We start from the raw sequence: 13,404 nt of genomic DNA on the forward strand, positions 1-13,404 counted from the left end.
GCGTCGACCCACAGACGCCAGCGGCCGGACTTCTCCTTGTGAATAAAAGCGACGATCAGAGCCATCGGTCGCGGCCCGCCCATCCCCGCCGCCATGTCGTCGCCGCGCAGCTCAGTCACGGAAGGCCCCCGTACGCGTCATCCCGATGACCGCCGCCACGGCGACGCCCAGCGTGCCGCCCCCGGCGGCGAGCCAAAGGCCTTCCATGAACGTGCCGCCGACCGCCCAGGCGACGAGCGCCCCGCCGCCGAGTCCGGTGAATCCCCCGAGGAGCAGGATGTACAGGAACCTCTTCATCCCGTATTCGTCATACCTCACGGCGTGCGGTCCTCTCGCCGTCGGGCCCGCAGCCGGCCCGTGCTCTCACGGCTCGGCACCATCCGAGTCCGTGACGTAATCGTATCGCGTGCTAACCTTGCCGTTTCACTTGGTGTGGGGCCGGGTTCTGTGCGGTAACGCGAAAGTGCCTTCTGAGCTGGGACGATGAACCCTGTCGAGGGGTTCTGTCGGTCCAGGCGGAAGGCACTTTCTGCGTGCAGGGTATCGGTTCGCGTCCCAAGCTCCATGTCTCTGCTGACGGTGCCGGGGTGGTGGGTCACGCCGGGGCACGATTGCTGGCTGATCTTGCCGATGCCACCGGGCTGACCAGTGCGTACGCCACCGCGTTGGGACCACTTCGGCGACGCGGCACTGGCCACAACCCGGGCCGGATCGCCACCGACCTCGCGGTGATGCTCGCTGACGGCGGCAAGGCCATCACGGATCTGGCCGTGTTGCGGGACCAGGGCGAGGTGTTCGGCCCGGTCGCCTCGACACCGACGGCCTGGCGGCTGCTCGCCGACATCGACGAGACCGGACTCACCCGGCTGCGAGCGGCCCGCGCCCAGGCACGAGAGGTCGCCTGGCTGCAGGCCGCTGAGACCCGCTTCGGAATACCGGGGGTGAAAGCCGGCGGACGGGAACTGCCCGGCCTGGTCCTGGACCTCGATGCCACGCTGGTGACCTGCCACTCCGAGAAGGACCAAGCCGCACCCACCTATAAAGGCGGCTTCGGATTCCACCCTCTGGTGTGTTTCCTGGCCAACACCGGCGAGGGCATGTCCGGGCGGCTGCGGCCCGGCAACGCCGGGGCCAACACCGCCGCCGATCACATCACGGTGCTGGACGACGCTCTCGCGCAGATCCCCGACACCCACCGGCACGGCACCGACATCCTCGTCCGCACCGACAGCGCCGGATCGGCGAAAGCCTTCCTCGCCCACGTTCGAGACGTGCGGATGCGAGGAATCCGCACCTTTTTCTCGGTCGGATACGCGGTCACCGAACCGGTCCGTCGCGCGATCCGGGCCCTGCCTGAACAGGTCTGGCACCCCGCCCTGGACCAGGACGGAACACTGCGTGCCGGCGCCTCGGTTGCCGAGCTGACCGGCATGGTCGACCTTGCCGGCTATCCGGACGGCACCCGCATCATCGTGCGCCGCGAGCGCCCGCACCCCGGAGCCCAACTGTCCTTGTTCGACCAGGACGAGGGCCTGCGGCACCAGGTCTTCCTCACCGACACACCGTTCGCCAGCGGGGGCTCTGCCCAGTTTCTGGAGGTCCGCCACCGCGGGCATGCCACCGTCGAGGACCACATCCGGTGCGGCAAGACCACCGGCTTCGGCCGCCTCCCCTCCCGCCACTTCCTGATCAACGCCGCTTGGCTCGAACTCATTCTCGCGGCGATCGACCTTCTCGCCTGGACCCGCGTCCTCCTACTGGACGGCGATCTGGCCACCGCCGAACCCAAGAAACTGCGCTACCGAATCCTGCACGTCGCCGCCCGGATCACCCGCGGCGGCCGCCGCCTGAGCTTGCGGATATCAGCGACCTGGCCCTGGAGACATGAACTCACGGCCGCATTCCACCGCCTGGCCGCCATGCCTCGCCCCGCCACCTGAGCGACTGCCCTCTGATCACCCGCGACCCGAAGGACCTTGGAGAACCCGGCCCACCGCGCCGGGGCCTCACCATGCCCTACCGACCGACACCGCTCCAAACGACCCCGCGCAGCCAGCCATCAGCCTCAACTGAAACGGCGAGGTTACTGATCTTTTCGTAAGTTCGGTGGGTGTGGTGGCGGTGTGGGTGGGAGGCTGTCGGGGTGACTTATCGACCCGCGCCCTTTGCGGCTGGCGCCTCCCTTCCTCCTTTGTCGCGGCCTCAGTTGGCGGAGGCGCGTCGTGTTCGGGCGGTCGAGTTGTTCGAGGACGGTGTCTCGAATGCGGAGATTGCGCAGGCGGTAGGGGTGTGTGCGGAGAGCGTGCGGCGATGGCGGCGGGCGTGGGAGGAAGGTGGTGCTTCGGCCCTGCGACGGCGTGCGGCCACCGGTCGTCCGCCCAAGCTGGACGACGCCAAGGTCGAGACCGTCCGGGCCGCGTTGGAGAGAGGAGCCCAAGCCCATGGTTTCGAGGCCGACCTGTGGACCCTGGAGCGAGTCGGTGCCGTCGTGGAGCGGGTGACGGGAGTGATGCTGTCGAGGGCGTCGGTGTGGCGGTTGCTGACCGGCCGGCTCGGATGGAGTCTGCAGCGGCCCGAGCGGCGGGCGGTCGAGAGGGATGAGTCGGAGATCGTCCGTTGGATCGCGCACGAGTGGCCACGGATCAAAAAGGGGCCGTGAACACACGTGCCTGGATCGTGTTCCTCGACGAATCAGGCGTCTCCCTGCTGCCTCAGATCCGCCGCACCTACGCACCCCGAGGTCGGACCCCGCTGCTGCGGCACCGGCTGAACTGGAAGCGGGCGTCGATGGCCGGGGCTCTGGGATACCACTCCACCGACCCCGATCGAGGGGCCCGCCTGTGCTTCCATCTCAAGCCCGGCAGCTACGACACCGCCACCCTCATCGACGTCCTGGAGCAGATGAAGGTGTTCTACCGCGGCGAGCGGGTGGTCCTGGTCTGGGATGGCCTGTCCGCCCATTGGAGCCGCGCGATGCGGGCTTGGGTCGCCGAACAGGACTGGCTCACCCTGGAGCGATTACCCGCCTACGCTCCCGACCTCAACCCTGTGGAGCTGCTGTGGTCCTCACTCAAGAAACGTGAACTCGCCAACCTCGCCGGCGACCACCTCGCCGACGTCGCCGACGCCACCGAACAAGGCATCCACCGCATCAACCACAACCCACAACTGCCATGGTCCTTCCTCGCCCATACCGGCCTGACCATCCACCCACCACACCCACCGAACTTACGAAAAGATCAGTAGTGAACAAATCGCTTCGCTGCAAGGTCAGTTGTCGGACCTGGAGCGCAATCGCGCCGTCCTGCTGAACCTGCAGTCGGCGCTGACCGATCGTGCCGAGGCTGATGATGTCGCGGTCCCCTCACCGCGACATCAGGAGACCACGGCAGCCCCTGCAAGTGACAAGAAGAAACCTGGGAAGAAGGCCTCGAAGAAGCCGACAACGAAGAGTAAGACGAACCAGCCCACTTTGGTTGCGTTGGTAGCCCAGTACCTCACTGAGCAGACAGAACCTCGCTCGGCAGCTGAGGTAACTACAGATCTCAATCACGCACACCCTGCACGAGAGTTCGCGGGCGGCGTCGTGCGTACAACCCTAGAGGGGCTTGTGGGCAAGTCCCTGGCTAGTCGTACCAGGCAGGGCAGGTCTGTCTTCCACACCGGAGCCAATTCAGCCGTGGCCTTGGGCGCCGGAGAAGCCGGAGACAAGTAGGAAGGCTGGGCGCAGAACGGGGGCGGGCAGCGCATGCTGTCCACCGCCGCCTGGTACAGCGGTGAGCTCGCTGACGGGACCGGGGCGGCGGTCGAAGCTGAGCCCGATGAGAAGGGCAGCACGCGCAGGCCAGGCTCCGGATTGAGGAACCGCTGACGCCCTTGTTCTTGCCGCCCCGCGGTGCACGCCATTGAGGAGCAGGATCGAGAGGCCCGGCGGCGGCAGCATCGGCCGGACGCAGAGCACGGCCGCCGGGCCCGTCCAGTCTCACCTACCACTCATCGGCAAAGGCACCGGGGGTGTTCCCTCAAACGGTTAGCTTCAGGGCCTGCGGCCGGGGCCTTCTCGGCGGCACTGTTCTCGCGTTCGGTGGCAGAGGCCGTGTCGGAGGTCGGCTCGGCCACCGACACGGCGGCGGGGGCGGCCTTGGCGCCAGGGGCGGTCAGGGCGGGGCGTGGGCCTTGACCTCCCGCGCCGTGCGCAGGGCCTCCTCGAACCGGGGGCGGACGCGGACGCGGGTGCTGATCTTCTCGCTGAAGATCTTGTCCCGGGGGATGCCGTGCCCCGCGAGCGCGTCGAGCTGGGAGTCGAGTTCCTGACCGAGGGTCGAGCAGCGGGCATAGCCGATGCGGATGTCGGCGCCTGGGAGGTCCGGGTCGAGGGGTGCTGGCGGCGGGGTGCCCGGCCGCCACGGCCGTCCCGGTCCGTTCACCGTCGTCCGCTCCGGCAGCGGCTGGGTGGCCCTGGTTGGTCCCGGCCTGACCGAGGGCGTGGACGAGTCGGCGCTGACGGCGAACGCGCTGTGGGAGGCGGTCACCGGCAAGCCCGGCGAGGGCTGGGTGGAAACCGTGCACGTGATGGACCGCAGCGAGGCAGCCGAGAAGAAGCGCAAGGCGGACAACGACGCCGCGTACGCCGACCGGCGCGAGCGCGCCGCGAAGTCGAAGACGGAACCCGCGACGGCCGCGCAGTTGAAGTACCTGAACACTCTCGTCGCGAAGGCCGGCCGCGAGCGGTTCGACACCGCGTTCAACAAGGCCGTCAAGGGCACCGGCGTTGCGCCGCGCGGTGAGGACGAGAAGACGCAGGCGGCGCTGGGGCGCCTGACCAAGGCAGCGGCCCGCAAGCTCATCACCGCGCTGGTCGGCCCGTGAAGACGACCTGACGGGGGTGGGGCTGCCGGACCGGAAGGGGGGCCCAACATTGACCGGCCGGTCCAGCAGCCTCGCTTGGCCGGGCAGGCGTCGAAGCTGCCAGCCGGTGCGGGTGCGGGGACGGGGGTGAATGCCGCCGCACCACGCTCGCTGTTCTAACGGCCGGGGGCGGCCGAGGTCACCCGGCGGTACGGCGGGTGCGGCGCTGGGCGAGAGCGGCACGCGCCATGCGCTCGTCGAGCACAAGCCCGAACTCCTCGCGCGCGATGCGCTGAACGTCCTCGGCGGCCACGGTCCGGCCGCCTGCTGTGCGGGCACAGGCGAGTTCGGCGGCGCCCAGGGCGAGCAGCTGCTCGCGGTCGCGCCCTTCGTATCGGTCGGTCGTGTAGGCGGCCAGGACCTGCCGCCAGATCCCGCTCACCCCTCACGCCCGTCACGCGGGGCGGGGACGGCAGCCACGTAGGCGTCCTGCGGCGGCTCGTCGGTCTCCTCGTCGGGGCGGTGGACGCCGAACGGACCCGGGGTGCCGTGGGGGACGCCGAGGACGGGGGCGCCTTTCGCGCGGTGCGGAGGGTCGTAGATCACGGGTTCTACCAGGGCTTTCACGGAGCGGTTGGAGTCGTGGCCGACGATATCCGGGCGCCGGACACAGCGGTCTGGGACCGGGCCGGGTCCGTCACATCCTGTACCCGGCCCGGGGCATAGGGGTCAGCGGCGGTCGCTGAGGAAATCGCGGGCCCGCTCGTCGAGTTCGACAGCGCAGCGCAGTCCGCGGATGCGGAACCGGGACAGGTCGCGGCGCATGTTCCCCACCGCCCTGCGGGTCCGCCCCGACTGCACGCCGTCCATGTGGTCGATGGCCCGGCCCCAGGTGGCGCACGCCTGCTCGATGCTGCCCTCGGCGGCCTGCATCTCGGCCTGCGCGACCAGGTCCAGGGCGACGATCCGCGCGTAGGTGCCCGGCGGCCGGCTCGTCGCCGCCGCCCCGTACATCGCCGCAGCCCGGCGCCGGTCGCCGAGCGTCTCGAAGACCTTCGCCGTCCGGCTGTGAACGGTGGCGGCCGGCGGCCCCCACGACAGCGCCCAGAACGGCACCTCGTCACCCTTCGCCGAGCCCAGGGCGGTGCGGGCCCGCTCGACCTCCCGCACGGCCTCGGTGCGCTGGCCCGCCTTGGCGAGGCCGTGCGCGTGGGTGACGGCGAACAGCGCCTCGGTCTGGGCGTCGACCCGCCCGCGGACCTTGTCGACGGCGCTCGCGGCCAGGGCCAGGCAGTGCTCCGAGCGGTGCAGCTTCATGCCCTGCTGGGACATCGTCCTCATGACGAACGCGTCGTGACCGGTGATCCTCGACTCGCGGGCCAGCGCAAATAACTGCAAATAGTACCTTTGCGCCAATCCCTGTTCCCCGCCGTCATACGCCCGCCAACCGGCCTGGTGAACACCGACGGCGGCGACGGACAGCATGTGCCGGTGGTCGTCCTCGGAGCTGAACCGCCCCCGGCACAGGGCCGCGACGTCCGACATCAGGTACTGCACCAGCGCGGATCGGCCGTGCTGGCCGCCGTGGCGTTCGTCCATCACCGCGAACATCGCGACCATGTCGCGCACCGCGGCGACGTCCGCGTGCCCGACGATCGCGCCGGTGCGGGCCTTGGCCGCACGGGAGGCGATATCGGTGACGTGCTCCAGCGGCAGGACGGCGGCGGCCACCGAGTACGCGGCGCCGCACAGGAAGCCTCGACGGTCCAAGTCACCCCTCCAGATCGGCATCAGGGCCTCCAGCGGGTCGTCTCCGATGGACAGTCCGATGCTGTCATTCTCCCAGCCCGCCGGGACCGGCAGGCCCAGATCCTCGGGGGTCAGGGTCCGGCCCAGGCGGCGGGACAGCGCGATCGTCAGGTAGCGGCCGGTCTGCCCCGAGGGCATCGCCCCGGCGATCCAGTGGTCCACCGTCGACTTGTTCGTCCGCAGCGAGGCGCCCATCTCGGCCGCGACCTGACGGACCGCGTGGGCGAGCGCGGCGTACGTCCACCCGGATTCGGCGACGGCGTCCCGCAGCCTGGCGTTCGGTAAGCGCTGGGTCATGACCGCCCCCGTATACCTCGTATACCCATCCATCCTTCCCAACCGTACCGACGAAGGGTCACCGCCGGTTGACTGTTGGTCATGCCCGGCACCACAGCGGACCGGATTTCCGGGGCTGCTGAACTGCCGGGATGGGCACCACCGTTCACTGCGCGTCCGCTCCCGGATGCCAGGAACGGGAGACGAAGGAGGTTCCGACATGGAGCACACCACGCAGACCCCGGCCTACCAGGCGCCCATCGTGCTGGACGCCGGCGACGTCGTCGAGGTGACGCTGGGCACCCAGAACTTCGACACCGCCGACGACACCCAGTACAAGAACGCCTGACCTGCGGGTCTGCCGGGCCGGACGGGGTGTACGCCGCTCCGCCCGGCCCGGCCCAGGGGCGCCGGGCCCGCCACACCTGTGCTGGGGCACAGACGGGCGGCCCGGCGCCCCTTTCCGATTCGTCACCAGGCACGACGACGCGTGAAGGAGACGGCGCCGATGCGGTGGAGCGCGGGACGGTATGGGACAACGGAAGAAGCCAGGCGCCCCCAGGGCGGCAGCGCGGTGCCGGGCCTGGAAGCGATGTGGACCGCGGGCTGGCCCGCAGGGCGGGTACGAACGGCGAGCGACGGCCCGGTGTCGCTGACCGTGATCGGGGACTGTGGGGCCGACGACGACCAGCTCGCCGCGCGACTGCCCGCCATCCGGGCCGGTCGGTGGCGGGAGCTGACCCGCTGGCCCGGCTCGTACCTGGCCGTCGCCCGGAACGCGGCGACGCTGGCGGTGATCGGAGACCTGGCCGGGCAGTACCCGGTGTACTGGCGAAACCACGGCGGCACGGTGTGGTGGGCGACGTCCGCGGCGGCGCTGGCCGCCCTCGACGGGGCTCCGGTCGACCCCACCGCGCTCGCCGCGCACCTCGCGCTCGCCCAGCCGGACGTCCTGGGGCAGCGCAGCCTGCTGCGGTGCGTCAACCGGGTACCAGGCGGGCACCTGTTGCTGGCCGATCCCTCGGCGGCCCGCGCGGTGCGGTTCGAGCCGGCCGACTACGGACGCACAGATCTGCTCGTCGCCGCGGCGACGGTAGGGGCCGCGCTCGGCGAAGCCGTCGCCACCCGGCTGGACGGCCGCCCGGTCAGCGCCGACCTGGCCGGTCTGGATTCCACCACGCTGGCCTGCCTCGCCGCACAGCGCGGCCCGGTCACCGCCGTGACGTTCGCCGACGACCGCCTGTGCGACGACGACCTCCCGTACGCGACCCGAACCGCCGCCGCGGTGCCGAACCTGACCCACCACGCGGTGCCCGGCACCGCGCACACCGTCTACTACGACGGCCTGGACAACCTTGGCCGCCTGCCGGTGACCGACGCCCCCAACGCCTACGCGGTGACGGCGTCGATCAAACGGGCCGTGCTGGACACCGTGGCCGCCCACCACCCCTCGCCGGGCCTGCACTTGACCGGTTCGGCCGGAGACGCGGTACTGTCCGCCCCCTCCTCCTACCTCGCCGACCTGCTGCGCGAGCGGCAGCACCGCCGGGCCTGGTCACACGCGCTGGGCCATGCCCGACTGCGCCACACCTCCGCCTGGTCGGTCCTCGGCCGAGCCCGCCCGGCCTCCCGGACCGGCTTGGCCGGTGCCTGGCGGCAGACGGCCGCCGAACTCCGCGGACCCGTACGGGAATGGGTGCCGCAGGCGTTCCGTCCCGTGTCGTGGACACCGCTGCTGGCCACCGCCGACTGGATGAGCCCCGACGTCCGCCATCAGCTCGCCGCCGCCCTCGACGGCGCCGCCGAGCAGCTGCACGACGCTCCGGTACGTCTCGCCGCGTGGTCGGACCGGCAGGACCTGGCCCGTCTCGGCGCCGACACCACCGGCTGGCGGCAGCTCGCCGCCGAGCCGTACGGCATCGACCTGGTCGCCCCGTATCTCGACAACGAGGTCATCCGGGCCTGCCTGGCCGTCCCCGCCGACCAGCGCGGCACCCCCAGCCGCTACAAACCGCTGCTGACCACAGCGTTCACCGGAACCGGGGTGCTGCCCGACTTCGTCCTCACCCGCGCCACGAAGGGCGGCTTCAACGCCCTCGCCTACGCGGGCCTGCGGGAGAACGCCCCCGTCCTGCTCGATCTCCTCGGTCCGTCCTCACGGCTGGCCGCGGCCGGCCTGGTCACCGAGGCGCCGGTGGCGCGGATGCTTCAGCGGGCCGCGGCTGGACAGCCCACCGCGCAGGGCGCCCTGCACCTGGCGGTCGCCGCCGAGGTCTGGCTGCGGCAGCAGGAGACCGCCCCGGCCTGGTGGGAGGTGAACTCCCGTGTGGCAGCTGGCTGAGAGCGCCCACCCAGTCCTCACCGACGACGGCGGCGCGATCCTCGACGAACGCACCGGCCGCTGGACACACCTGACCCCGACCGCGTCCGCCGCGCTCATGCTCCTGCTCGCCGGCACCACCGAAGAACAGGCAGCCGGACAGTACGCGCAGCGCTACGGCATCCCCGTCGGGCAGGCCAGCGCCGACATCCGTACGGTCGCCGACGCGCTCACCGCGCAGGGACTCGCCACCGCCGAACCGGCGCCCCGGCGCCGCTGGTGGAGGTGGTGGCGGTGACGAGCATGGAGGCGTACTCCACCGTCCGCACCGGGACCTTGCCCGAACGGTGCGCGGCTGTCGCCGGTCTCGCGCTCGCCCTGGTGCTGCTGCGGCTGCCGTTCCCCCACACCGCCCGCATGGTCCGCTGGGCACGGCGAGCGGGCCGCCGGCCACTCACGCCGGAGCGAGCCGTATCGCTCGTCGAAGCGGTCCGGCACACCGGCCACCTGTGGCCCGGCCGCGCCGCCTGCATGGAAACCTCGCTCGGCGCCGTGCTGGCCGCCGCTCTGCTGGGGCGCCGCCTGGACTGGTGTCTGGGGGCGCGGTTCGCCCCACCACCGGTCGAGTATCACGCCTGGGCCGAACTGCCCGGCCAGGGCCCGGTCGGCGAATACACCGAAGCGGGCTGGCACCACCGCACCGCACTGACGATCTGACCGCCCCGCCGGGCGCCGTGTCCTTCACCGCCCGGAGCAGTTGACCGAATGCGTGTACCCGCACCCCCCTCGAAGGAGTGAGCCAATGTCCGCCGTCGCCCTGGCCGCCGAGACCGTCCCCGAGCACCACTACACCCACCACGAAGGCCGCGGAGCCACCCCGCACCGCTCCAACCCGGCCGTCATCCACCGCGAACTGACCACGCTGGACGCCCGGACGGGCATGAACGTCGCGGAGTTCGGCACCGGCTCCGGCTACTCCGGCGCCCTGCTCGCCGAGCTCGTCGGCCCCACCGGTCACGTGACCAGCCTCGACATCGACACCTACCTGACCCGCTGGGCGGGCCTCATCCACCACCAGCGCGGCGTGGACCACGTCCGCTGCCACGCCGCCGACGGCACCGGCGGCTTCCCCGAACAGGCCCCCTACGACCGGATGGTGGCCTGGTGCACCCCGCCACTGCTGCCAGGCGCGTGGGTGGACCAGGTCATCGACGGCGGCCTCATCGTCGCCCCGCTGCCCATCGCGGCCGTGCCCAACATGACCGTCGTCACCAAGATCCGCGTCACCGGCGGCGAACCGGTCGTCGAAGAGGTATTCACCGGCGGGTACATCGAAGCCACCAGCTCACCCAAGACCGACCTCGACCTGCCCGGCCGGTGGGTGGACTGGGAAAACCGCATCCCCGCCCCCTCCTGGATCTCCATCGCCTGGCGCGGCGAGGACGACCACCTCCACACCGGCGCCCGCACCACACTGGAGAGGCTGCTGAAGGACGCCCACACCGAGCCGTACCAGGGCGCGGAGATCAACCTGCCGTCCTGGCGGACCTACGCCGCCACCCTCGGCGACCACCGGCTCACCATGGCCGGGCTCAGCCCCGACCTGTGGGCGATCGGCCACACCACCACCACAACGGCCGCCGTCATCCAGCAGGACGGCACGATCCTCGCCGACGCCCCCGACTCCCCGTCCCTGACCGTCCTGCGCGACTGGCTCCAGCAGTGGGAAGAGGCCGGCCGCCCCGCCCCCGCCACCTACACCCCGACCCTGGTCCGCACCGGAGACGGCTGGGACCTGCGGCTTTCCCGGTAACCTCGTCGCTGCCGCTCACGCATATTGCCCGGAACGCCGAAGCGTTCCGGGCAATGTCGTCTCCACCCTGTCAAAACTTCTGACAGCAACACCGGTTTCCTCGTCCGTTCCTACTCGGACCCCTTCAACTCCACCGGCGTGATGGGGAACCCGGCCTCCAAGAGCGCCTGGTTGGACTTCGTGACCAGGTCGCTGAGCGGCTGGTGCCTCGGGTCGGTCCAGTCCACCTCGACGTATCAGTGCAGGAGCGTCCCGGCTTGCCACGGCTGTGCGCCGGCCTCGAACTCGAACGGCTTCATGGAGTGGAACGGTACGGTCGGCGGCATCACCGAGGCAGGGACTTCGTCCACCTGGCTGAAACTCGCCGCCCCCGGTTCGTCACCGGTAGAGCGGGTCCTCGGGGTCATGGGTCTCGAAGGGCCGGTCGGGAACCCGTTCGGCGTGCCGGATCGCGAGTTGCACGGTGGTCTCGGGCATCACCATCTCCACCATCTGCGGAGGGCGCGGCAGCAGCACGCCGACCGGAAACCTGGCGGGCAGAGCGCTCCGATCAAGGTTCTCCAGCCACCAGCGCATCCAGCCGTAGAGCGCCGACGCGTAGAACTCCGGCTGGCCGCCCTCGGCGTGCACGTGCACGGTGTACCCCACGGGCTGCCACACCGACGGCGGCTGTACCCGCACCCACACCAGCGCGCTGCCCCTGCCGGTGACGGCACCGACCACCAGGACCCCGGGATACGCCCGCGCCGCGTCATTGAGGACATTGAAGGCTCCATTGGGCGACGAGGCGCCGGTGGCGTCCACCACCACGACGGACGCGCTCTGCGTGATCCTCGGCTCGGCGTTCGGCAGCGCCATCAGATGCAGGGCGGGACCGTTCTCCCCTTCCCCAGCCGACAGGTCGCGGGGGACCACGTGGACGCGAAGGTGCTCCGCCGGCTCCGACGGGGGTGAGACCCGCGTCTCCAGCGTCCACGCTGCCAGCACGGTTTCTGCCGCCTTGCTCATCGAGCCCCCTCGTAGCCGTCTAACGACTCGGTCCGCGATTGAGGTCAGGCCGTGCTGGCCTGGCGGGTCGGCTGGTGGGTGATCAGCGGACCGAGTCGTAAGACCGTGTCAGTGGGGGCGGTTAGCGTGTCGGCCATGACTGACGCTCTGTGGGATGAAGCTCCATCGGCTGGCCCCGACGCGGTACCCGGCGGCTTGACCGACCCGGGCTGGCTCGTCTGCGCGGACCCGGACTCGGTGCTCGCGCTGCTGGGAAGTGCGTCGGAGCCGGAGGAGCAGCGGGGGGCGACGGTGTACCGGGCCTCGCTCGACGTGCACCGGCATCTGACTGCCGCCGAACGTCGCTTCGTCCTCGCGCTGGACGCGGCCAGGCTGGACGAGGTGGATCTCGCGGCGCAGTTTGCGGCGGTGGCGGTTCCCGGTGCAGAGCCGCTCGGTTGGGAGCCGGTCTGGGTCAGGGGTTCGCAGGCGGATTCCCGCCTGGTGTGGACGCTGATCGGTCACCAGGGTCAGGTGACCGCTGTCGCCACTGCCGTGGTCGCCGGTCGCGCGGTGGCCGTGACTGGCAGCCGGGACGGCACCGTTCGGATCTGGGATCTCGCCGCTGGCCAGGAGGCCTTCCCATCCCTGTACTGTCGCACGGATGCCCGGTCGGCGCTGACCGTGGAGGTCGACCGGATCGCCACGGCCACCTTGGACGGTCGCGAGGTCGGGCTGCTGCTCTCGGATCTCGCTGGCGAGCAGCGGCTCCTCCTTCTCGACCTGGCGACCGGGTCCCTGACTGGTGAGTGCGTCCGCGTCGTGGCCGTGGCGGAGTTGGCCGGCCGGAGCGTGGTGCTGACGCTGGAGGACGACCGGACCCTGCGGCTGTGGAACGTCGCCACCGGCGAGGAGCTGGGCTCGTCCGTGTCGGCGCAGGTGCTGGCCGGTTCGCACGGCTACCCGGCCGCGGTGCGCGTCGAACTCGGCGGCGCGGTGCGGACTTGGGACCTTGCCGGGAACGAGCTCGACTCGGCGCCGGTGGACGCGGACGAGCAGGCGTACGACCCGCAGGCCGTCGCGGTGGTGGTCGACGGTCGGCTGGTCGCCTGCGCCTTCGACGCTCTCGACATCGACCATCTCCACGACGGCGACACCGCGGTGGCTCTCCTCGGTGACCTGGCGGCCGCTTGCGGGCATCGATCCGGTGCGCCCGTTCGCGTCTCCCAGTTTGTGGTGGTGGCCGGGCGCCCGGTCACCCTGTTCCGGGAGTACGGCGGGTCGCTGCGGGTGTGGGACCGGGTGGCCGGCTCCCGGCCCGGCACGCAGGGATGGGTGGTGACCACCGACG

At 71.0% G+C, this 13,404-nt stretch carries 15 protein-coding genes and 1 pseudogene; 10 read left to right on the forward strand and 6 right to left on the reverse strand.

All coding sequences use genetic code 11. From position 1 onward, the window contains the following. Window positions 1-111: 111 nt before the first annotated feature. Window positions 112-318, reverse strand: coding sequence for a hypothetical protein (locus ACFC79_RS34750; protein ID WP_376248807.1), 207 nt, complete (start codon window positions 316-318; stop codon window positions 112-114). Between the two features lie 185 nt (window positions 319-503). Between ACFC79_RS34750 and ACFC79_RS34755 the strand changes: the two genes are divergently transcribed. From ACFC79_RS34755 to ACFC79_RS34765, 3 genes are all read left to right on the forward strand, one after another. Continuing rightward, window positions 504-1,940, forward strand: coding sequence for an IS1380 family transposase (locus tag ACFC79_RS34755; protein WP_376248830.1), 1,437 nt, complete (start codon window positions 504-506; stop codon window positions 1,938-1,940). 203 nt (window positions 1,941-2,143) lie between these two features. Beyond that, window positions 2,144-2,659, forward strand: coding sequence for a winged helix-turn-helix domain-containing protein (locus ACFC79_RS34760; protein ID WP_376248808.1), 516 nt, complete (start codon window positions 2,144-2,146; stop codon window positions 2,657-2,659). After that, window positions 2,656-3,246, forward strand: coding sequence for an IS630 family transposase (locus ACFC79_RS34765; RefSeq protein WP_376248810.1), 591 nt, complete (start codon window positions 2,656-2,658; stop codon window positions 3,244-3,246). Before ACFC79_RS34760 ends, ACFC79_RS34765 begins: the two co-directional genes overlap by 4 nt. Window positions 3,247-4,157: 911 nt before the next feature. Here ACFC79_RS34765 and ACFC79_RS34770 read toward each other — a convergent pair. Further along, complete coding sequence (locus ACFC79_RS34770) at window positions 4,158-4,427, reverse strand: recombinase family protein (RefSeq protein WP_376248812.1); 270 nt, start codon at window positions 4,425-4,427, stop codon at window positions 4,158-4,160. 25 nt (window positions 4,428-4,452) lie between these two features. Here ACFC79_RS34770 and ACFC79_RS34775 point away from each other — a divergent pair, with 25 nt between their 5' ends. After that, the gene (locus tag ACFC79_RS34775; protein ID WP_376248814.1) at window positions 4,453-4,869 is read left to right on the forward strand and encodes a hypothetical protein; all 417 of its coding nucleotides are present in this window, start codon (window positions 4,453-4,455) and stop codon (window positions 4,867-4,869) included. Between the two features lie 178 nt (window positions 4,870-5,047). On the opposite strand, the gene ACFC79_RS34780 is transcribed toward ACFC79_RS34775, so the two are convergent. The 3 genes from ACFC79_RS34780 to ACFC79_RS34790 form a co-directional block, all read right to left on the reverse strand. After that, a complete protein-coding gene (locus ACFC79_RS34780) occupies window positions 5,048-5,290 on the reverse strand; it encodes a hypothetical protein (protein ID WP_376248815.1) in 243 nt (80 codons plus the stop codon). Beyond that, on the reverse strand, window positions 5,287-5,475 hold the full coding sequence (locus ACFC79_RS34785) for a hypothetical protein (RefSeq protein WP_376248817.1): 189 nt from the start codon (window positions 5,473-5,475) through the stop codon (window positions 5,287-5,289). The genes ACFC79_RS34780 and ACFC79_RS34785 overlap by 4 nt, the downstream gene beginning before the upstream one ends. Before the next feature lie 102 nt (window positions 5,476-5,577). Further along, window positions 5,578-6,954 carry a hypothetical protein gene (locus tag ACFC79_RS34790; protein ID WP_376248818.1) on the reverse strand — a complete coding sequence of 459 codons (1,377 nt, stop codon included), beginning with the start codon at window positions 6,952-6,954 and terminating at the stop codon, window positions 5,578-5,580. Between the two features lie 199 nt (window positions 6,955-7,153). Here ACFC79_RS34790 and ACFC79_RS34795 point away from each other — a divergent pair, with 199 nt between their 5' ends. The 5 genes from ACFC79_RS34795 to ACFC79_RS34815 all read left to right on the forward strand — a co-directional run bounded on the left by ACFC79_RS34795 (window position 7,154) and on the right by ACFC79_RS34815 (window position 11,066). Then, complete coding sequence (locus ACFC79_RS34795; protein WP_172450634.1) at window positions 7,154-7,282, forward strand: lasso RiPP family leader peptide-containing protein; 129 nt, start codon at window positions 7,154-7,156, stop codon at window positions 7,280-7,282. A 159-nt stretch (window positions 7,283-7,441) separates the two neighbouring features. Continuing rightward, the gene (locus ACFC79_RS34800; protein WP_376248820.1) at window positions 7,442-9,274 is read left to right on the forward strand and encodes an albusnodin/ikarugamycin family macrolactam cyclase; all 1,833 of its coding nucleotides are present in this window, start codon (window positions 7,442-7,444) and stop codon (window positions 9,272-9,274) included. After that, window positions 9,258-9,551, forward strand: a complete 294-nt coding sequence (locus ACFC79_RS34805) for a PqqD family peptide modification chaperone (RefSeq protein WP_376248822.1) — start codon at window positions 9,258-9,260, stop codon at window positions 9,549-9,551. The genes ACFC79_RS34800 and ACFC79_RS34805 overlap by 17 nt, the downstream gene beginning before the upstream one ends. Window positions 9,552-9,556: 5 nt before the next feature. Further along, window positions 9,557-9,970 carry a lasso peptide biosynthesis B2 protein gene (locus ACFC79_RS34810; RefSeq protein WP_376248831.1) on the forward strand — a complete coding sequence of 138 codons (414 nt, stop codon included), beginning with the start codon at window positions 9,557-9,559 and terminating at the stop codon, window positions 9,968-9,970. A gap of 85 nt (window positions 9,971-10,055) precedes the next feature. Further along, window positions 10,056-11,066 carry a protein-L-isoaspartate O-methyltransferase gene (locus ACFC79_RS34815; RefSeq protein WP_376248824.1) on the forward strand — a complete coding sequence of 337 codons (1,011 nt, stop codon included), beginning with the start codon at window positions 10,056-10,058 and terminating at the stop codon, window positions 11,064-11,066. Window positions 11,067-11,444: 378 nt separating this feature from the next. Here the strand turns inward: ACFC79_RS34815 and ACFC79_RS34820 are convergent, their stop codons facing one another. Next, window positions 11,445-12,074, reverse strand: coding sequence for a hypothetical protein (locus ACFC79_RS34820; protein WP_376248826.1), 630 nt, complete (start codon window positions 12,072-12,074; stop codon window positions 11,445-11,447). Between the two features lie 135 nt (window positions 12,075-12,209). Here ACFC79_RS34820 and ACFC79_RS34825 point away from each other — a divergent pair. Continuing rightward, window positions 12,210-13,404, forward strand: a pseudogene (locus tag ACFC79_RS34825) (hypothetical protein); the annotation flags it as partial.

This window comes from Streptomyces sp. NPDC056061 (assembly GCF_042266885.1).
Classification (GTDB): Bacteria; Actinomycetota; Actinomycetes; order Streptomycetales; family Streptomycetaceae; genus Streptomyces.